General features: G+C 57.7%; 17 protein-coding genes. 10 read left to right on the top strand and 7 right to left on the bottom strand.

Annotated elements, in window-relative coordinates; translation table 11 throughout:
* Window positions 1-55: 55 nt before the first annotated feature.
* Window positions 56-1,420 (top strand): formimidoylglutamate deiminase, encoded by a 1,365-nt coding sequence (locus tag V7651_RS13395; protein ID WP_418887248.1) that lies wholly within the window; start codon window positions 56-58, stop codon window positions 1,418-1,420.
* Complete coding sequence (locus V7651_RS13390; protein WP_335613447.1) at window positions 1,417-2,118, top strand: GntR family transcriptional regulator; 702 nt, start codon at window positions 1,417-1,419, stop codon at window positions 2,116-2,118. The genes V7651_RS13395 and V7651_RS13390 overlap by 4 nt, the downstream gene beginning before the upstream one ends.
* A gap of 177 nt (window positions 2,119-2,295) precedes the next feature.
* Here V7651_RS13390 and V7651_RS13385 read toward each other — a convergent pair whose 3' ends face one another.
* The 3 genes from V7651_RS13385 to V7651_RS13375 all read right to left on the bottom strand — a co-directional run bounded on the left by V7651_RS13385 (window position 2,296) and on the right by V7651_RS13375 (window position 5,228).
* The gene (locus tag V7651_RS13385; protein WP_335613446.1) at window positions 2,296-3,870 is read right to left on the bottom strand and encodes an oleate hydratase; all 1,575 of its coding nucleotides are present in this window, start codon (window positions 3,868-3,870) and stop codon (window positions 2,296-2,298) included.
* 119 nt (window positions 3,871-3,989) lie between these two features.
* Entirely contained in the window at window positions 3,990-4,544 is a 555-nt protein-coding gene (gene petA, locus V7651_RS13380) for a ubiquinol-cytochrome c reductase iron-sulfur subunit (protein WP_335613445.1), read from the bottom strand.
* A gap of 285 nt (window positions 4,545-4,829) precedes the next feature.
* On the bottom strand, window positions 4,830-5,228 hold the full coding sequence (locus V7651_RS13375) for a hypothetical protein (RefSeq protein ID WP_335613444.1): 399 nt from the start codon (window positions 5,226-5,228) through the stop codon (window positions 4,830-4,832).
* Window positions 5,229-5,355: 127 nt separating this feature from the next.
* Here V7651_RS13375 and V7651_RS13370 point away from each other — a divergent pair, with 127 nt between their 5' ends.
* Window positions 5,356-6,261 carry a DMT family transporter gene (locus tag V7651_RS13370; protein ID WP_335613443.1) on the top strand — a complete coding sequence of 302 codons (906 nt, stop codon included), beginning with the start codon at window positions 5,356-5,358 and terminating at the stop codon, window positions 6,259-6,261.
* On the opposite strand, the gene V7651_RS13365 is transcribed toward V7651_RS13370, so the two are convergent.
* The 3 genes from V7651_RS13365 to V7651_RS13355 are packed head-to-tail and all read right to left on the bottom strand — an operon-like array spanning window position 6,258 to window position 7,600.
* Window positions 6,258-6,827: an RNA polymerase sigma factor gene (locus tag V7651_RS13365; protein WP_335613442.1), complete on the bottom strand. Its 570-nt coding sequence runs from the start codon at window positions 6,825-6,827 to the stop codon at window positions 6,258-6,260. The two genes, V7651_RS13370 and V7651_RS13365, sit on opposite strands and share 4 nt — an antisense overlap.
* Window positions 6,828-6,837: 10 nt before the next feature.
* A complete protein-coding gene (locus tag V7651_RS13360) occupies window positions 6,838-7,272 on the bottom strand; it encodes a Spy/CpxP family protein refolding chaperone (protein ID WP_335592462.1) in 435 nt (144 codons plus the stop codon).
* A 10-nt stretch (window positions 7,273-7,282) separates the two neighbouring features.
* Window positions 7,283-7,600, bottom strand: a complete 318-nt coding sequence (locus V7651_RS13355) for a hypothetical protein (RefSeq protein WP_335592461.1) — start codon at window positions 7,598-7,600, stop codon at window positions 7,283-7,285.
* 279 nt (window positions 7,601-7,879) lie between these two features.
* Between V7651_RS13355 and V7651_RS13350 the strand changes: the two genes are divergently transcribed.
* From V7651_RS13350 to V7651_RS13340, 3 genes are all read left to right on the top strand, one after another.
* Entirely contained in the window at window positions 7,880-8,338 is a 459-nt protein-coding gene (locus V7651_RS13350; RefSeq protein ID WP_035542212.1) for a hypothetical protein, read from the top strand.
* A gap of 125 nt (window positions 8,339-8,463) precedes the next feature.
* Window positions 8,464-10,071 (top strand): copper resistance system multicopper oxidase, encoded by a 1,608-nt coding sequence (locus V7651_RS13345; protein ID WP_035542215.1) that lies wholly within the window; start codon window positions 8,464-8,466, stop codon window positions 10,069-10,071.
* A gap of 25 nt (window positions 10,072-10,096) precedes the next feature.
* On the top strand, window positions 10,097-10,792 hold the full coding sequence (locus V7651_RS13340) for a copper resistance protein B (protein ID WP_035542217.1): 696 nt from the start codon (window positions 10,097-10,099) through the stop codon (window positions 10,790-10,792).
* A gap of 520 nt (window positions 10,793-11,312) precedes the next feature.
* Here the strand turns inward: V7651_RS13340 and V7651_RS13335 are convergent.
* A complete protein-coding gene (locus V7651_RS13335; RefSeq protein WP_335613441.1) occupies window positions 11,313-12,593 on the bottom strand; it encodes a hypothetical protein in 1,281 nt (426 codons plus the stop codon).
* Between the two features lie 194 nt (window positions 12,594-12,787).
* Here V7651_RS13335 and V7651_RS13330 point away from each other — a divergent pair, with 194 nt between their 5' ends.
* From V7651_RS13330 to V7651_RS13315, 4 genes are read left to right on the top strand one after another with little or no spacing between them, the layout of a single operon-like run.
* Window positions 12,788-15,175, top strand: a complete 2,388-nt coding sequence (locus V7651_RS13330; protein ID WP_335613440.1) for a phosphoketolase family protein — start codon at window positions 12,788-12,790, stop codon at window positions 15,173-15,175.
* Window positions 15,172-16,545 carry an MBL fold metallo-hydrolase RNA specificity domain-containing protein gene (locus tag V7651_RS13325; protein WP_035542101.1) on the top strand — a complete coding sequence of 458 codons (1,374 nt, stop codon included), beginning with the start codon at window positions 15,172-15,174 and terminating at the stop codon, window positions 16,543-16,545. The genes V7651_RS13330 and V7651_RS13325 overlap by 4 nt, the downstream gene beginning before the upstream one ends.
* Window positions 16,545-18,065 carry a thymidine phosphorylase family protein gene (locus V7651_RS13320; RefSeq protein WP_335613439.1) on the top strand — a complete coding sequence of 507 codons (1,521 nt, stop codon included), beginning with the start codon at window positions 16,545-16,547 and terminating at the stop codon, window positions 18,063-18,065. Before V7651_RS13325 ends, V7651_RS13320 begins: the two co-directional genes overlap by 1 nt.
* Window positions 18,066-18,068: 3 nt before the next feature.
* Window positions 18,069-18,929, top strand: a complete 861-nt coding sequence (locus V7651_RS13315) for a ribose-phosphate pyrophosphokinase (RefSeq protein ID WP_035542105.1) — start codon at window positions 18,069-18,071, stop codon at window positions 18,927-18,929.
* Window positions 18,930-19,060 lie beyond the last annotated feature (131 nt).

Below are 19,060 nucleotides of genomic sequence, written 5' to 3'. Positions count from 1 at the left end.
TTGTCGTCAGCCATTTTATATGTACGCACATAAAAATGAGTCAAGGAAGAACATAATGGCCGTGATCTGGGCTCGGACAGCGCTTCTCTCAGACGGCTGGGCCAACGCGGTTCGCATCGAAACCGGACTTGACGGAATTATCCATTCTGTGACCGCAGACGCGTCTCCTCAAGGGCAGATAGTCGGCATACTCCTTCCGTCGCCGGCCAACATCCATTCGCACGCGTTCCAGCGTTCCATGGCAGGGTTGACCGAAAGGCGGGGCCCCGATCCGCGGGACACTTTCTGGACCTGGCGGCAACTGATGTTTCGCTTTCTCGATCGACTGAATCCGGACCATGTCGAGGGCATCGCTGCCTTTGTCCAAATGGAAATGCTTGAGGCAGGCTATTCGGCCAATGTCGAGTTTCACTATCTGCACCATCAGCCAGGCGGTGCTCCCTATGACAGACTTGCAGAGATGTCGGACCGCATTATCGCGGCCGCATCGACAACCGGAATCGGATTGACCCTCCTGCCCGTTCACTATCAATATGGCGGCTGCGACAAGCGCCCGCTTGGGTCCGGCCAGGTCCGCTTCGGAAACGACTTCGACCGATATACACGTCTTGTAGAAGATGTTGCAAAATCCGTTTCGAGCTTGCCAGCCGACTGTCGAACCGGCGTAGCGCCCCACAGCCTGCGAGCCGTGGCCGCCGAGGACATTCAGTCGGTCGAGCGACTGGCGGGCGACGGGCCCATCCACATGCATCTGTCGGAACAACAGGCCGAAGTCGATGAAGTGATCGCCCGCTACGGCGCACGCCCCGTAACCTGGTTCCTGGACAATTGTAATGCAGGACCCAGATGGTGCCTCATCCACTGCATCCAGATGCAAGCCGAAGAAACCGAAAGGCTCGCCCGGACCGGCGCCGTGGCTGGTATCTGCCCGGTGACAGAGGCCAGTCTCGGAGATGGTATCTTCAATGCAACCGGCTGGCTCGGCGCCGGCGGCGCGCTGGCGATTGGTTCGGATTCGAATATCCGCATATCGCTTACCGAAGAACTCCGCGCGCTGGAATATTCTCAGCGCCTCCGCGATCATTCCCGCGCGGCGCTGGCAACGCCGCACTTATCAACTGGTCGGCACCTGTTCGAAATTGTCAATCAGGGCGCAGCGATCGCCGCCGGCCGAGATAGCGGAGATATCCGGGAAGGTGTCCTGGCGGACCTTGTCGCGCTCGATGATGAAAGTACCTGTCTGGGCAGCCGATCCGGGGATGCGCTGCTCGACAGCTATATATTTGCCGGTGATGATCGTCTGGTGACGGATGTCTGGTCTGCAGGTCGGCATCTGGTGCAGAATGGACACCACAGGGATCATGACCAGATAACCAGGCGTTACCGCGAAATCATGCGCGAACTCGGAGACGCAATATGACGCGTGACACGCTCCAAAACTGGCAATCGGTGCGGAAGGAAGTGCTCTCCCGGATCCATTCGCGACAATGGAAGCCCGGAGAACTTATACCCAATGAAGCCGACCTGGCACAGGAGTTTGGCTGCGCCAGGTCCACAGTGAACCGCGCGCTGCAAAACCTCGCAGACGACGGTTTGCTTGATCGCCGGCGCAAGGCCGGCACACGCGTCGCAATGCATCCGGTGCGTAAGGCGACAATGTCGATTCCCGTGATCCGCAACGAGATCATCGCCAGGGGAAGCGCGTATGGATATGACCTGATTTCTTCGGAGCGCAGTACGCCCCCCCCCCACGTCGCAGCTCTGATGGGTTTGGAGCCACGCACCGACGTTATTCATATTGCCTGCCTTCATTCGGCAGATGACACACCCTATGTTGTGGAGGATCGCTGGATCAGTTCTGATTGGGTTTCGTCCGACGATATGGTCAACTTTGCCCACCTTAGTCCCAATGAATGGCTCGTCACTCATGTCCCGTTCACCGCAGGCGACATTGCTTTTTCGGCCATATCTGCAGGCGCGTTTGAGGCAGGCCTGCTCGGGTGCGAATTGGGGGCGGCTTTGTTCGTCATTGACCGGACGACCCGCAACAACGAACGGACAATCACGACAGTTCGCCTCATCTTTGCCCCAGGCTACCGCATTGACACGGTAATCTGAGTCAACTTCGGCCTCAGTTGAGGTACTCGGCGCCTGCCTCCACTTGAGCCAATATCCCGGTCAAGGAGCGATCGAAGGTGCCGGACACCGATCAAGCCCGGAAGTAAAACTGCCGATAGCAGGCGTTTTGTGATAACAAAATAACGCTCCTCTCGGAGTGACCCGCTTTCACAAAGCCTATTTGAACGCCTTGATCACTGCATCGATGTTCACCTTGATCGATTTGTCATGGCGGCGGATGGGAGGAACTTCGCGCTGAATATCGAGCAATTCATAGACCGCCATTTGCGCCGCGCGCACTGAATATTCAACCGTGAAGACGACATCCTCGGGCACTTCGACAAACTGGCTGACGAGCGCAAGGTTTCCGGACGTCTTCGGCACCGGAAGAGGCCTGTCGCTCAGGGCCCGCGGCATGAACATGCTGGTGATGTACGGCATCCGGCAGGGGATGCAGTTCGCGGCCGCAAATGTTTTGTCGAAGTCGAAATTGAGGTGGCCACAAAGTTCGCGAAGAATGTCCTCACCGCTACAGGCTGACATGGGTTTCGCCACGAAATCGCCGATACGGTCCGGATGAAGCGCATAGCCCCAAAACACCTGGACATCATCAGGCTGGTTTGCAAAGTGCGGTTGATAGGCCAGTACAACCGACATCAACCAGTTGGAATCCCTGAAAGTCACAAGCCCGCCTGTACCTGCCTTGTTTCCGGAGAACGCCTCCATCTGCTCAAAGAAGGCCGTGTCTTTGAGCGTCACAGTGAAGGACGCCCAGCAGGATTCAGGAATACTTGAGTTGAACACCGATGGATCGCCAAACTCGGGCCTGCCATCAGCAAGTTTTTCCCAGAGCGACCAACCGCCGCTATCCGCCTTTGTGAGCGGTGTGGGCACACGTGTCATGGAGCCGATACTCGACGCATCGGTCATTGATCCGTTTTGAAAGATGACGAGATCATTTTCTCCCACTGCCACGCGCTTCGCTTCGCCTGCCTGTTTCAGCATGATGCCGACGACAGTCAGTTTGGCGGCATCAGCATCAAATTCGAAATCGGTGACGGTCGTGTCAGTCTGAAAGCGAACATTCTTCTCCCGCAGCCAGTGCACCAGGGGCAGGACAAGAGAGTCGTACTGATTGTAGACGGTCCGTTTGACGCCAGCGAGCGTCTCGATCCGGGAGAACTCTTTCATGAACCGGTGCAGATAGCGTCTGAACTCGACTGCGCTGTGCCATGGTTGAAAAGCGAACGTCGTTTGCCACATAAACCAGAAATTCGTCGTGAAGAATTCCGGTGACAGCCAGTCGGTTATGACACTGGTTCCAAGCTTTTCCTCACGCGCTTCAGTGAGCTTCAAAAGCTCTATACGATCTGTCATAGAGAAGCCCATCGAGCTGACATCCACGATGGCGCGGTTACGGTCCACCAGGCGCGCTTTTGAATGGGCTTTCATGCGGCTGTTGAATGCCAGAATCTCATCAAAAACCGTCTTTGACGGATCGCTGAGTGACGGAATGGTCTTGAACAGATCCCAGGTGCATTCGTAGTTGTCGGTTGTCAGCATCCGGCCGCCCCGCATGGAGTATCCGTCCTGCGGATTTCCCGCGCCATCAAGGCTTCCGCCCAGCTGGGGCAAGGATTCAAAAATCGTGATGTTCTCACCTTGCATGCCGCCGTCGCGGATCATGAATGCTGCGGCGGCGAGCGAGCCGATCCCGCCTCCGACCAGATAGGCCCTTATATATTGAGTCATGACAGGTTCTTTTCAAATTCGCCGGACGCAGAAGAAGCTATATGGACGCCCGTATCCTCACCGGTTTGCGGAAGGACGATTGTCCGTATGACAGAGCGCTCGAAGAGCGAATCTGTCGCTCAGATTGAGATCGATACGATGTCGTCGGTCACGTAGACGTAGTCGGGAACAGGCAGGTTAAGGGGTGCCGGTCCTTTCCGAATTCTTCCGGAAATATCGTATTGCGAGCCATGACAGGGGCAATACCAGCCGCCATACTCCCCGACATTTCCCTGATTCGGTCCGAGCGGTACGCAACCAAGGTGAGTGCAAACGCCAGATGTGATCAGGATATGGGGGTTTAGCGTGCCGTCGGGTTTGGGGCGCAACCGTGCCTCGTCCGTTTCAGGATCGCGGAGGCGTTCAATATTCACAGAGCGTGCGGAAGCAATCTCCGCATCGGTTCTGCGACGGATGAACCAGGGCAAGCCACCGATCAGCACCCGTATTTCGCTGGCGGCTTCCAATTTTGAAATATCCACGTCGAGTGAACTTGAGGCACGTGTATCGCCAGCCGGATTCATCTGGTCGACAAGCGGCCATACCGACATGAAGGCCCCGCCGAAAGCAAAGGCACCCGTCGCAATGAAGATGAAATTGCGGCGTTCGCTATCAGGAGAAGAAAAATCTGTCATGGGATATCACCTTGTCTTTCATGGACACTTGAGCTGACCCCGTAGGACGCATTCGGTTGCACGCCGGAGTAAGAATCCCGTTCGCGTCGCCTAAACATAGGAAAACGCGCGACCGAACTGCGGAGCCATACCGATAAGACGGGGGAACACGTTCTCGCCCTGTGCGAAGACAACCCAACGGTCTGGTTCTGGCTCGGGACCTTCATTGACGGGGAAGGGAGAGCGACACAATGAAAGCCCCAAGCCAGGGGCGGCAACACCCGTTACGGGTGCCAGGCATCCGCCCTATTCGGTTTGAACAGCATCTTTACCATCAGGCATCATCGGACAATAATCGTCGGGGTTGTGTCCCATAGCCTCATGCTTGGCCTGGCAGTCTTCGGCGTTCATCTTGTCATGATCCATCATGCTGGCATGGTCCATCTTGGAGTCCATGGCGGCGCCGCCCATTTCGTGACCTGCGCTCTCACCGTGTTCCATCATGTGACCATCAGCCATTGTCTCCTTCATGCCGGCCATACAATCCTTTGATCCCTCCTGCCCTGGCATGCAGGATTTCGCCGTATCGGCCGGGGCTTCGACCGCAAGCTTGACGGCATGGTCGTGTGAGGTGTGACCGTCCTGCGCAAGTGCTGCGGGCGACAAGGCGAATAGAGCGACGGCGGTAATCCAGATTGGTTTCATTGATGTCATCCTCTTTTTCAGATTGCCGCCCAAGGGGTATTGGGCGGTTGCTACGTATTACGCAGCTCACGAGCAGCACCCTCAGGACAAGAAGCAGCTCCATGCACAATGATTCAAAAGGCAAACCATGCTCGACCCCCGTTTGCTCGCCGCGTTTGTCATGGTTCTGTGGGCGTCATGCTATCCACTGATCACGCTGGGGCTTGATGACGCGCCACATCTGACCTTCGCCGCCCTGAGAGCCGTCATCGCTGGCACCGTGCTGATCGCAGCTGCCGGGCTCAAGCGCGCGCCGCTGCCCGGCACTCTCGCCGCCTGGGGCTGGATCATCCTGGCAGGCCTGAGCATGACAGCTCTTGGCTATTTTGGGATGTTTCATGCAGCCGACTTCCTGTCGCCAGGCCTCGCAACGGTGATAGAAAGCCTCCAGCCCCTGCTGGCTTCGCTGCTGGCGATCGTGTTCTTGCGCGAACGGCTCGGCCCGGCGGCGTGGTTTGGCCTTGTCCTTGGCATTATTGGTGTCGTACTTATCGCCGGCCCGCGCATTTTTGCGCCTGGTGGCGCCTCTACAGCACTTGGCATTGGCTTTGTCGTTCTCGCAACGAGCGGTGTCGCTATCGGCAATATTGCAATAAAGATGCTGTCGGTCGAAGTCGATGCCGCCATGGCCATGGGCCTTCAACTCCTTGTTGGGGCGCTTCCACTCACATTTCTGGCACTGTCAACTGAAACACCCTCGGCAATCAACTGGTCGCCCGTTTTCATCTTTTCGCTGCTTGGTCTCGCATTGCCCGGAACGGCTCTAGCCTATTGGCTTTGGCAAACCACTCTCAAGTCACTTGATGTTTCAAAGGCGGCCGCTTTCAGTTTCCTGGTCCCGATCATTGGCGTCAGCCTGGGTGCCGGCTTCTTCGGCGAGCCGTTAACCGCAAGCGTCATAAGTGGAGTGATCTTCGCCGCGATTGGCGTGTACCTCGCTTCGCGTCCGCGAAAATCGCGATCCCGCTCTGCTTTGACACCGCCTGCGTCCTAATTATCGGCATTGACCTGGCTCTGAAGACTCTTCCGGGCGCGATAAACGCGTGTCTCAACGGTCTTCACCGAAACACCCAGGATGTCGGCGACCTCGCTCTGGGGCAAGTCCTGCAGAACCTGCAGCGTGAAAGCCTGTTTCAGCTTTCCTGGAAGCGCGTCGATCAGGGCGCTCACCCTTGCCAGTTCGTCACGATGTTCATATTCCTCCGAAATATTTTGCGAAGGGTCGGCGATGTCGGGGCGATCAGGCCCATCAAGCGGCGCGGCGGTAAAGAAGAAGCTGCGCACAGCGCGTTTACGACCATGATCGCGCACCTTGTTGAGCGCGATATGGTAGAGCCATGTCGAGAATTTACGCGAAGGGTCGTAACGGGCCAGACCGCTCCAGGCAGCCGCGAATGCATCCTGCAGCACGTCATAAGCGTCGTCACTCCCCTGCATGCAACGATGTATGTAGCGATAGAGAGGTTCTTTATACCGGCGCATGAGTTCGGTGAAGGCGCGCTCGTCGCCCCCTGCTGCGGCTAGAGCAAGCTCCGCGTCGTTTCGCTCGGTTTCATGCACCTGGCTAAGCCTAGTCCCCCGTCAGTGCCCGAACGACTTCTGCATCGAAGACTGCCGCCTGCTCCTCTGTAAGCAGTTCTCGCATTTCAAATACATGTTCGATGGTCAATTTTTGCAATTCCCCCATTGCCTGATGAAACTCCTCGATCGCCGCCTGAACCCTCGGCGAGTTTGTCTTGTCTGCGCTGATCGCCTCTGCGAGTGCCCGATTTGCCCCCTTGAGCCGGGCCTCAAGTTGGGATTTATGGATCGCAAACCTCTCTTCAGTCACTTCCAGCTTCACTTCCTGATCCTTGCTCAGGTTCAGGTCGTGATGGACCAGATCATGCAGTCCCGCCGCTGAGTTGGACGGACGGGCGTTATTAAGATGTCCCGACAAAAATACTCCCGTCATGCCCGCGCACAGGGCGATGAAGGCGACGATGATCCAGTGTTCCAGCTTCATCCGCCTGTGATTATCCCAGGAGAGCCGATGGCGCAAACGGTGCCTGCGTCGAAAAAACTTCAAATTCAGCGGCTGGCGGGCCCGATGGGGCGACCAATATACCGACAGAAAGTCCAATCGCGACCGCGAGTGTCATCGCGCCAATACGGCTCATCAGGGGCGCGGCCATCAACCCGCCGCTGGCAGGCAGCGAAGCGGGAAGCACTGCGAACACGCCTTTCTGGCGGGCATCTATACGGTCCCAGACCTGAGGCTCAAGATTGCGCAGATCCCTGTCGATCGGATCCGATTTAAGCCGAGCGAGCAATTGGTCGAGATCTTTGGACATGTATTCACCTCATATCACAAACGTTAGGTATCATTGCGTATTGCTTGGTACGTTCCGCCTGAGCGGAGCCCTCAAAAAAGATTCAGGAAAGTGCAATTTGTAGGTATTATTGCGTATTGCATGGTACGTTCCGCTCGCATTTTGTTCTCAAGAACTGAATCAGACATGCTCTAGGTCCGATCAAGAGAAACTGCAATTGACCCACTGCTGGATACATCTGAACAGGTAAGATCGTTCAGCACACTGGGATCATTCCTCAATCTGCGATAGCCTGATCCCATGGTGATGAATATTCAAGCCGCGGCCTCTCGATGGCGCACAGCGGGCGTTTACCTGTTATTAATGGCCGGTTTCAATACCGTCTGGGAAATCGCGCAGTTTCCGCTCTATCAGATTTGGCTCGAGGGGTCGTTTCGCGCGCAGATCTACGCCATAAGCCACTGCACAATTGGCGACGTGATGATCGCGGCCGTCTCACTTACGCTGGCATATGTGCTGGTCGGGCGCGGGCCATGCTCGCATCGAAGATTTTGGGCGACGGCGCTCGCAACAACCGCGTTCGGGGTCGCCTATACCGTGTTCAGTGAATGGCAAAATGTATCGATACGTGGCAGCTGGGCTTACCGCGATATCATGCCGCTCGTGCCGCCGTTTGGAACGGGCCTTGCCCCACTCCTGCAATGGACAATCCTGCCCTTGCCGGCGTTCGCCCTCGTGCACCGGATTTCTCGGGCCTAAAATTCTTGCAACTTTGTCGCACGCAATACCTGCGCCGAAATTGAGGGGCCGACAACTGCCCGGCGTAACCGACATTGAATAGCGTTCCGTTGATTCGAAACGCTACATGCTCAAAGGAGAACCTCATGCGTCTTAAACTCGCGGGACTGTTAATCGTCACCAGCACGCTCAGTGCGTCAGCCGCTCTGGCCGATGTCTACGATCTCAAAATCGATCAGTTCGAACGTACGGTCGAGGGCAAGACGCTGACAGGTGTTAGTATCAATGGGGCCAGCCCCGGCCCTTTGCTGCGTCTGCATGAAGGCGAAGATGTCACGATCAACGTCACCAATACGCTGGCTGTCGATACGTCCCTCCACTGGCACGGAATCATACTGAACGCCAAGATGGACGGGGTGCCAGGTATCAGTTTTGATGGCATCGCGCCTGGCGAGACTTATACGTATCATTTCACGGCCAAACAATCGGGCACTTATTGGTATCACGGTCACTCCGCACTTCAGGAACAAGAGGGCGTTTTTGCACCGATCATTATCGAACCTGCCGCACCGGAGCCCTTCCAGTATGACCGTGAGCATGTCGTAATCCTGTCTGACTGGCTGAATGACAGTCCCTATAAAGCGCTCGCAAATCTCAAGAAGCGGTCGAATTATTACAATTACAATCGGCGGACTGTCTTCGACCTCTGGCGTGATTGGAGGAATGCGGATGGGGCCCAGAAGACTAACGTCATTAAAGAGCGTCTGGCTTGGGGCCGGATGCGCATGGACCCGAGCGATATCGTCGACATTACCGGCTATACATTCCTTGTGAACGGCGAAACGCCTCAGGATAATTGGAACGCGCTGTTCGAGCCCGGCGAAAAGATCCGCCTCCGGTTCATCAATGCAGCGGCCATGACCTATTTTGACGTCAAAATTCCGGGGCTGAAGATGACCGTTGTGCAGGCCGATGGTCAGAATATCGAGCCCATTTCTGTGGATGAGTTCCCGATCGCCATTGCAGAGACATTTGATGTCATTGTCGAACCGGAAGCAGGCAAGTCTTATACGATTTTTGCGGCTGCCAAGGACCGCTCAGGCTATGCAAGGGGCACGATCAGCGAAACGCCCGGTGCCGAAGCGGCGATTCCTGAACTTGGACCGCGCCCAGAACTAACCATGACTGCGATGGGCGGCAGTCACGGTGACCATGGTATCACGAACGACAAACCCAAAAGTGCCGAAACGGGCATGGAGGGCATGGCAATGGGCATGAGCGCGGACGATCATGCCGGATACGGCAGCATGTCGGCGATGGAAACTGGACCGATAGTCCTCAGCTATGCCGATCTTCGTGCACTCACACCCTATACGGACCGCCGTGCGCCCGACCGCGAGATCGAATTGCGATTGACGGGCAACATGGAGCGATACGTCTGGTCCATCGATGACGTGAAGTTCGGCGATGCTGGCCCACTCGAGCTCAATTATGGCGAGCGGGTTCGCATCACGTTCAAGAATGAAACTATGATGGAGCACCCGATGCACCTGCACGGATTGTGGATGGATCTGGTCAATGGCGAAGGCGATATGGCCCCGCGCAAGCACACTATCACGATCAGGCCCGGGGAAACGATTTCCGCCGACGTAACGGTCGATGCGACCGGGTCATGGGCCTTTCACTGCCACATACTGCAGCACGCTGCGACGGGTATGTTCCGGAAGGTCACCGTCATTGGCGGCCCGCAATAGCTCCCACCCAACAAGGATAAGACAAATGAAATACATATTCCTGCTTGCAGGCGTGTTGGCTACTGCGCCCGCCTCGCCTGCCTTCGCAGCCGAAGGCGATCCGGTTTACAATTACACCCTCATGGAAGCTGACATCGCCGAAATCGACAATGAAACAGTCGGTGCCTGGGATGCCCAAGGCTGGATCGGTGGCGACTACAATCGATTCTGGTGGAAGAGCGAAGGCGCGTTGACCGACGGAAACTTTGAGGACGCCGAGATACAAGCCCTCTATTCGCGCAATATTTCCAGGTTCTGGGATGCGCAGGTTGGCGTGCGTTACGATCTTGAGCCCAAAGGAGAGACATATGGTGTTATCGGCCTGCAAGGGCTTGCCCCCTACTTCTTCGAAGTCGATGCAGCCGCCTTTGTATCCTCAAGCGGAGAAGTCAGTGCAAGGTTCGACGCGACAGGAGAACTCCTGTTTACCCAGCGTCTGATCCTTGAACCCGGTGTGGCGTTCGATTTCTTTGCAGAACGCGACCGGTCTAGGCAAATCGGATCGGGCCTTTCGACAGCTGAATTCAGTGCCCAGCTGCGCTATGAGTTCACCCGAGAACTCGCTCCGTATGTCGAGCTTGCTTATCAGAAAGCCTATGGGGAAACGGCTGACTTTCAACGCGCCGCGACAGGCAGCGATGATGACACTGTTTTCAAAATTGGCCTGCGGACAATGTTCTGACGCCGCTCGGAAGTGACCTCTTGCTCGGCCAAAGCCGAACAAGGCGCGCATCCGCAGATCCAAACGACGGCTCGCATCGAATGGTGCGGGCCTTTATGGAAGAGTTTCAAACTTTCTACTGTGATGTATTGTGGGCTACATGCCGCGATTTTCCTGGATATGGCAATCACAGGCTACGATACTCACGCTTAGCGGGGGCGATTTAAAATAAGGCGTGTTTCGGACCGTTGAGTTTCCATATTGGCCTTTTGCTGCCCATGGCTAGTTAGGCTGCGACTGTCTGTTTTACGACTGCGTTTGGTTGCGAGTTCAATCGGACGGCGCAACACTTAAGTTTTAGGCAGAACTGGAGTGAAAGCCATGAAGCAACGCCAGAGGACATAATGTTCGGCGGCGTAACGTGCCGAGATTTTGGATCGGTTAAGTCGCGGGGCACCGGTGAAGGCGAAGCGGCTTGGTTTTGGACGCTCTTCGCCGTTCGTAGCCGCGTCCTGAGAAGCGACAATCCGAAACCAAAAGATCAGAACTGATAGACTGGCGCAAATCCGCCGCCGCTCGTCCGGAAATTTGTCGTCTGTCCCTGGTAAACGCGTGCAGCCAGTAGCAGAGTTTCCCCAGCATAGGTATATAGCCGAACATCATATTTGAGCGTTATGCGCTCGCCAGCCACAGTGACAGCTCGCATTGTCGGCGCGATCAGCGCCTGGGCAATATAGTTTCCAGCCAGAATATCCGCCCAGACCCGTTTCGTCAGCTTGTCACCGCGATAAGTCGCCCGGCTGCCGAAGCCAGCGGCGGGTTTGAAGAAATATCCGCGTCGATCGGTCCAGAGTTCGTCGGCGACAGCTTCTGTGACGCGCCGCGTACCGGGAATCTTCGAAAGCGCCGCGCGATGAACCGCATCGGCGCTCCAGGACTCAAGCAGATCTGCATCGCTAAGCCAGATCAGGTTCTGCTTGTCGGCATAGAGCGCGTGATGGCGGGGCGCCGGACTGACGATCGCTGCGTCCTCCAGAAGTGCAGCGCGCAAGTGAGCGTTTCCTGGCTCAGACAGATCAAAATCCGTGAGCCTGTTGTAGACCATGTCGATCGTCTTGCCGCCGGAGGTCAGAACACCATTCTCGAACGTCAGCGCCTTGGGGCCAAGAATCAGGGTTTCGATACCATTGCGCGTCAATAAATCCCGGGCGAGCAACATGTCCGGATAGAGGTATTGCTCAGAGGCATCCTCATCGACAATTGCCAGCGTGTCCGGGCGGCCTTCTCGCCCCGCCGCCTGCCATTCTGCGATGAAGCTCTCCATCAGGAGTGTATCGATCGCGTCTGAGCTTGTGAGGCGCGCATCCCCGCAAGCTACCGCATGTTCTGCGACGGCACGCTGGAGCGCGTTGACCAGGAAAGCCCCACCCGCATTCGTATTGACCTCGATGAGCTTCGGCCCGTCTTCAGAAATGTGAAAATCATACCCCATGAACAGACCGCGCGTGCCCGTCTGAACTCTGGTAATCCTGTCGCCCGACCGAGCCAGCGCCGCGTCCTGATAGGGCGCAAGTGCGGCCACCGCTTCAATTGCCACCACCTGGGCCTGCATTGCGGCCAGGTCTGCAGGCGAGACGAACACAGCGGTAGCGGCGAACAGGTTTGGCCGCGCGGCCAGCAGCGCGCCGAGTTCATGATTGCCGGCATGCGCCAAAATAGCCGCATCAAGTTCCGCCCTGCCAAGCGTCATACAAAAGCAGGACTGGTTGAGGGCGATCAGGTCGGTGGCGCCGTCAAGTTCGCAGGTCTCATCGCACCTCATGGCGAATCCTTTCTGGGCGATGATCTGCGTCTGCAGATGCAACCCGTTTCCCTCTTATAGGCGCCGGTCCAGGCGCGGGGAAGCCGGGTTCATCTCGCGCCAGTCTGATCCTGAGGGTTTAAGCGTCATGCGCCGTATCAAAATCGCTCACCTCATTTTTTAACGCGCGAACTGGAAAGGGGATATCTGCTATCATGACAACACACTGGCCCAGCGGATATGGCGTGATTGTCCATACCAGAGAGACGCAGCAACGCCTTCAGATTGTGCAGCAAGCTGCCGAGCGTGGAGACTTGGCGCTGACACCCGCTGACGTACCGGACATATTCTCCGCAACAGACAGGCTCGCGAATGCGGCAATGTGGCTCATCGCACACATGTCATATGCGCGCCGTTTTGACCTCACTGGCGCGGCGCTGGAGGCCAAGGATTTCAAGCAAACGCCTGAAGGGCATATGGGCGGATCGCTCAACATGGCGGTTGCGTTTGCAGGCTATCTCGCCGCCAATGCACTGAGTGGCCATACGCGCGCCTGGACCCTTGGGCAGGGTCACTGCGTTGCCGCCATCGAAGCCATCAACGCGCTGACAGGTGACGTGTCAGCGACGCAGCGTGGTCGCTATGATCGTAGCGAAGCCGGGCTGAACGCGCTCGCCCGCGACTTTTACAGTTATGCGATCACCCCTGATGGCCGCCCTGGTGTTCCGCTGGGTAGTCACGTCAACCCGAATACGGCCGGAGGGCTGTCAGAGGGCGGGTATCTTGGCTTTGCCAGTCTCCAGTATGTCCACATGCCTTTGCCGGGCGAGCGCCTTGTCGCCTTTCTGAGCGACGGGGCGTTTGAAGAGCAGCGCGGGTCCGACTGGGCGCCGCGCTGGTGGCGGGCCAGCGACAGCGGCTTCGCCATACCCGTCATGGTGCTGAACGGTCGCCGGATCGAACAGCGCACGGAGATCAGCCAGGAGGGCGGGCTTGATTGGCTGGTCAAACATCTTGAGCTGAGCGGGTTCGACCCAATCATCGTGGATGGCCATGATCCACTGTCTTACGCCTGGGGCATTTTGGAGGCTGAGGCGCGGCTCGCAAAACTGGTCGAAACCGACGGCCCCTACCCTGCGCGACTGCCCTATCTGATCGCGCCTTGCATCAAAGGATTTGGTTTTCCCGGGGCTGGCAGCAACAGGGCGCACAATCTTCCGCTCGACGGTCATCCACACGAGAACGCTTCGGCACGAGAGACTTTCAACGCAGGCGCGCGGACACTCTTCACCCTGCCGGAAGTCCTGGATGATGCTGTCCGGACCCTGAGTGTCCACACAGCGCAAAACCGTCCCCTTGAAAGCCACAACGCGCTTGCTGTTCGCAATGTAGCCAGCCCGGACCTGCCCGCGCCTGCAGCGGTTTCAGAGCGCAGCCCAGCCCCGAATTGCGCCATGGACGCAATCGACCGCTGTTTCACTGATATTGTCCGCGCCAATCCACGCTTGCGGGTCCGCGTTGCAAACCCGGATGAGCTGCGATCAAATCATATGCCGCTAACGCTTGAAATGCTGAAGCACAGGGTCAACGCGCCAGAGCCTGGCACGCCGGAGGCTGTCAATGGCAGTGTCATTACGGCCCTGAATGAAGAGGCGGTAATTGCAGCGGTCTTGGGAAACAAGGGCGGGCTCAATCTTGCCGTCAGCTATGAAGCCTTTGCGATGAAGATGCTGGGCGCGCTGCGCCAGGAGATCATCTTTGCCCGCCACCAGAAAGAGCTTGGTCAGTCTCCGGGCTGGATCAGCGTCCCGCTGATTGCAACCTCGCATACCTGGGAGAATGCCAAGAATGAGCAATCCCATCAGGATCCGACCCTGCCCGAAGCCTTGCTTGGTGAAATGTCGGAGACTGCCCGTGTGATCTTTCCGGTCGACGCAAGCAGCGCTGCGCAGGCCCTGCGCGTCGTCTATCGCGGACATGGCGAAATAGCCTGTCTCGTGACACCGAAACGAGATGTCCCGGATATCCTGTCTCAGGAAGAAGCTGCAGCTGCCCTGGATATCGGGGCAATTCACATTGCCGGAGATGTCACAGCGGCGCGTGTCCAGCTGGTCGCGATCGGCGCCTATCAGGCGCAGGAAGCCCTCGCCGCACATCGGCGCCTGACCGATCGCGGCCTGCCATGCTGCGTCACCCTTATCCTGGAGCCTGGCAAGTTTCGCGCCGGGCGCGACCCGCTGGAACGCGCTTTCACGGCAACGGACGAAACGCTTCACACCCTGTTTCCGGTCGGACTGCCGCGCGTGCTACTGACCCATACCAGGCCGGAGCCGATGACCGGCATCCTCCGGCGAATCGACGGCGGTCCGGATCAAATGCGCGCGCTGGGCTATATCTCGCGCGGCGGGACTCTGGATGTGCATGGCATGCTATTCGCCAATCACTGCACCTGGGCTCACGCCGTTGATGCTGCCATCACCGTTCTGAAAGAATTACCCTCAGACCTTCTGTCTGCAGATGAGCGCCGGGCCATTGAAGGCTCCGGCAACCCGTCTGTGCTGACACATGCAAAACCCATTCACCGCGAGGAGACCGCACTATGACCCTTACCCTGACCAGCCTTGGCGGCGCAGGAACCGTTACCGGTTCACGCCATCTCCTCGAATGCAACGGCCAGCGCCTTCTGATCGATTGCGGCCTTTTTCAGGGTTACAAGGCTTTGCGCGAACGCAACTGGGCGCCATTTCCAGTCGATCCGGCATCGATTGACGCGATCGTACTCACCCACGCTCATATTGATCATAGCGGATACCTGCCGAAACTGGTCCGGGAAGGTTATCGTGGACCGGTCTTCTGTTCGAGCGCGACCAAGGACCTTTGCGGAATCCTGCTACGTGATAGCGCCTATATTTCAGAGCGCGATGCCGAGCGAGCCAACCGGTACCGCTATACCCGGCACACTCCAGCCAAACCGCTTTATACGATCGCCGACGCCGAGGCGGCCATAGAGCTGCTCACGCCGATAGAGTTTCATCAGGACATTCATCTCGCCATCGGCGCCGATATCCATTTGCGGCGGGCCGGCCATATTCTCGGTGCATCAACAGTCGAGGTGCGCTGGGGCGGCAAAACCATCGTCTTTTCCGGGGACCTCGGACGCTACGGCGATCCATTCATGTTCGATCCCGAGCCCGTGCGAAAAGCTGACTATGTCGTCGTGGAGTCAACCTATGGTGATCGCACCCACCCAAAGGTCGATCCCATGGAACAATTGGGCGAAGTGATCGATCGTACAGTCAGACGCGGTGGCACGATTATTATTCCGGCTTTCGCCGTCGGGCGCACCCAGCTTATCCTCTACCACATCTGGATGCTCAAAAAGGCGGGTCAGTTCCAGAATGTTGCAATCTATCTGGACAGTCCAATGGCGATCAACGCGACAGAACTGCTCTGCGCGCATCTCGAAGACCACAGATTTGCACCGCAGGTTTGCAAAGAAACCTGTTCGATCGCGACATATGCCCGAGATGTCGAAGCGTCCAAGGCGATCACCCAGGACCAGATGCCAAAAGTCGTGATCGCGGCAAGCGGGATGGTGACGGGAGGACGCGTGCTGCACCATATTCAGGCCTTCGGCGGAGACCGGAAGAACACGATCCTGTTTGCCGGATATCAGGCCGCCGGCACGCGCGGCGACAGGATTCTCAAAGGTGCGAACACGGTCAAAATGTTCGGCCACGATGTTCATATCGGCGCGGAGATCGCCAATCTGCCCGCCCTGTCAGCCCATGCTGACGCGGATGAACTGATGACCTGGCTTGATGGGTTTGAAACGCGCCCGACACGCGCCTTTGTTGTTCACGGCGAACCGGACGCGTCAGATGCGCTGAGCGCGCGCATGCAGGATGAGCTTGGTTGGAGCAGCGACGTCGTCGAGAGCGAGAAAACCTATGATCTGGGGGGAAACATGTGATGGGGCGCGACAACCGCTCACAACACCCCGGTCAACTGACCGCCCGGCGACTCAAATGGCATACCCAGGATGATGCGATTATCCTGATGCGGACCGACTGCCCGGTTTGCCGCTCAGAAGGCCTGACTTCGCGCTCACGGGTGCTGGTTAGTTGTGGCGAGACGGAAGTGATCGCGACTCTGCACCAGATTGAAGATGAGTGGCTCGCCCTTACCGAAGCGGGACTCTCAGAAGCGGCCTGGAAACGGCTCGGCGCGGAGCCGGGTTCGGCCCTCAAGATCAGCCATGCCCCGACGCTACCCTCGCTCTCCGATGTCCGTCAGCGCATGACGGGCAAGCGCCTGCCAGGCGATGCCTATGACCGCATCATCACTGATGTCGCAGCAGGATTGTATTCCGATGTGCATCTGGCCGCCTTTGTCTCGACCTGCTCGACCCTGCCTCTCGATATTCACGAAATGACATCCCTGACCGGAGCCATGGTCAAGGTGGGCGAGCAGCTCGACTGGGACCGGGAGATGGTCCTGGACAAGCATTGCATTGGCGGCCTGCCTGGCAACCGCACAACGCCCATCGTTGTCGCTATCCTGGCCAGCCTTGGCCTGATCATTCCGAAGACGTCTTCACGGGCGATCACGTCGCCTGCCGGGACGGCCGACACGATGGAAACGCTCACACCCGTCGACCTCTCGCTGTCTGAGATCAGGCGGGTGGTCGATGCGGAGGGCGGATGCCTGGCCTGGGGCGGCGCCGTGCGGCTCAGCCCGGCCGATGACATTCTGATCCGCATCGAACGCGCCCTCGACATTGACGCGGAAGGCCAGCTCATCGCATCAGTCCTGTCAAAGAAGATCGCCGCCGGTGCAACCCATGTGGTTCTGGATCTTCCCGTCGGGCCGACAGCAAAGCTGCGCAGCCAGTCTGATGCCCGGGCGCTTGCCCAGCACATGACGATCGTTGCAGGCGAATTTGGCCTGAAGACCAGGTGTGTATTCAGCGATGGACTCCAACCGGTTGGCCGGGGCATCGGACCCGCGCTCGAAGCCCGGGACGTGCTGCATGTCCTGCAAAGGAGCCAGAATGCACCGCCCGATCTTCGCGAGCGCGCAATATCACTCGCCGGCACAGCCCTGGAACTCGCTGGCACGGCTGTACCAGGAACAGGCGTTGCGCTCGCCCGCGAGGCACTGGACAGCGGCTCTGCCTGGACGAAATTTCAGGCAATCTGCGCTGCTCAGGGCGGCATGCGCGAACCGCCCAGAGCACAGCAAACAGTACCCGTCACGGCAATCCGAGCCGGCAGATTGTCGGCGATTGACAATCGCAAACTGTCTCGGCTCGCCAAACTTGCCGGAGCTCCGGCACGGCCAGCGGCAGGGCTGATACTCCACAAACGCCTTGGCGATGAGGTTGCATTCGGCGAGCCGGTTGTGACGATCCATGCAGAGGCGCCAGGAGAGATCGCTTATGCGATGGCCTATGCCATCTCCAACGCCGACATGTTCACCATCGAGGACTGATCCATGACGATTTACATTCCGCTTCCCGGAAACGAAGCGATGGCTGCGCAACTCGCTGAGATCACGAACAGCGCGCTCGGTGAGCTGGAATTGCGCCGGTTTCCGGATCAGGAGACCTATGTCCGGATTGCCTCGGATGTGGCGGGTAAATCCGTAGAACTGGTCTGCACACTGGCCCGCCCCGATCCACAATTGCCGGGACTCCTGTTCGCGGCCTATACAGCACGCGAACTTGGTGCAACGTCAGTCGGGCTGATTGCGCCCTATCTCGCCTACATGCGCCAGGACAAGCGATTCTCTGATGGTGAATCGGTTTCCTCGCGGCACTTTGCAAGACTGCTGTCCGAGGCGTTCGACCGCGTTGTGACAGTCGACCCGCATTTGCACCGCATTCATGATCTGGACGAGGTTTTTTCGATCAAGACGAAAGTCGTGCACGCCGCTCCAGCGCTCGCCGACTGGATCACGACACATGTCGAAAACCCACTCATCATCGGGCCTGACTCTGAAAGCGCGCAATGGGTCTCCGATGTTGCCGGACGGATTGGCGCGCCTCACCTTGTGCTTTCGAAAATCCGCCACGGTGACCGAAATGTCGAAGTCACGGCACCGGGTCTCGAGAACTGGACCGGCTACCAACCTGTTCTGGTCGACGACATCGCTTCGTCGGGCCGCACCATGATTGAAGCAGCACGCCATTTCGAAACGACAGGCTTTCCCAAACCCGTCTGCGTCGTGGTCCATGCACTGTTTGCCGGTGATGCATATGAAGCCCTCAAGGCGGTATCATCACGAGTCGTATCGACAAATACTGTGCCGCATGTATCCGCCGATATCTCGATCACCTCGTTGATTGTCAGCTAGGCTGCCGGTGGAAGAGGCCCTCCCGGTCCCGTAGTCGGTCGAAGCAACGAACACTCAAGACCGTCTGATCTTCAAGTGATTCAATCTCTGCCCCGGTCACGTCCAGGCCAAAGGCCTGGCAGAACTTAAGG

The organism is Hyphomonas oceanitis, assembly GCF_036964545.1.
Taxonomy (GTDB): Bacteria; Pseudomonadota; Alphaproteobacteria; order Caulobacterales; family Hyphomonadaceae; genus Hyphomonas; species Hyphomonas oceanitis.
This window is presented reverse-complemented; position numbering and strand designations above follow the sequence as displayed.

Coding starts and splice junctions, on each gene's coding strand:
- V7651_RS13395 (WP_418887248.1), top strand. CDS start 56: ATGGCCGTGATCTGGGCTCGGACAGCGCTTCTCTCAGACGGCTGGGCC.
- V7651_RS13390 (WP_335613447.1), top strand. CDS start 1,417: ATGACGCGTGACACGCTCCAAAACTGGCAATCGGTGCGGAAGGAAGTG.
- V7651_RS13385 (WP_335613446.1), bottom strand. CDS start 3,870: ATGACTCAATATATAAGGGCCTATCTGGTCGGAGGCGGGATCGGCTCG.
- petA (WP_335613445.1), bottom strand. CDS start 4,544: ATGACAGATTTTTCTTCTCCTGATAGCGAACGCCGCAATTTCATCTTC.
- V7651_RS13375 (WP_335613444.1), bottom strand. CDS start 5,228: ATGAAACCAATCTGGATTACCGCCGTCGCTCTATTCGCCTTGTCGCCC.
- V7651_RS13370 (WP_335613443.1), top strand. CDS start 5,356: ATGCTCGACCCCCGTTTGCTCGCCGCGTTTGTCATGGTTCTGTGGGCG.
- V7651_RS13360 (WP_335592462.1), bottom strand. CDS start 7,272: ATGAAGCTGGAACACTGGATCATCGTCGCCTTCATCGCCCTGTGCGCG.
- V7651_RS13355 (WP_335592461.1), bottom strand. CDS start 7,600: ATGTCCAAAGATCTCGACCAATTGCTCGCTCGGCTTAAATCGGATCCG.
- V7651_RS13350 (WP_035542212.1), top strand. CDS start 7,880: ATGGTGATGAATATTCAAGCCGCGGCCTCTCGATGGCGCACAGCGGGC.
- V7651_RS13345 (WP_035542215.1), top strand. CDS start 8,464: ATGCGTCTTAAACTCGCGGGACTGTTAATCGTCACCAGCACGCTCAGT.
- V7651_RS13340 (WP_035542217.1), top strand. CDS start 10,097: ATGAAATACATATTCCTGCTTGCAGGCGTGTTGGCTACTGCGCCCGCC.
- V7651_RS13335 (WP_335613441.1), bottom strand. CDS start 12,593: ATGAGGTGCGATGAGACCTGCGAACTTGACGGCGCCACCGACCTGATC.
- V7651_RS13330 (WP_335613440.1), top strand. CDS start 12,788: ATGACAACACACTGGCCCAGCGGATATGGCGTGATTGTCCATACCAGA.
- V7651_RS13325 (WP_035542101.1), top strand. CDS start 15,172: ATGACCCTTACCCTGACCAGCCTTGGCGGCGCAGGAACCGTTACCGGT.
- V7651_RS13320 (WP_335613439.1), top strand. CDS start 16,545: ATGGGGCGCGACAACCGCTCACAACACCCCGGTCAACTGACCGCCCGG.
- V7651_RS13315 (WP_035542105.1), top strand. CDS start 18,069: ATGACGATTTACATTCCGCTTCCCGGAAACGAAGCGATGGCTGCGCAA.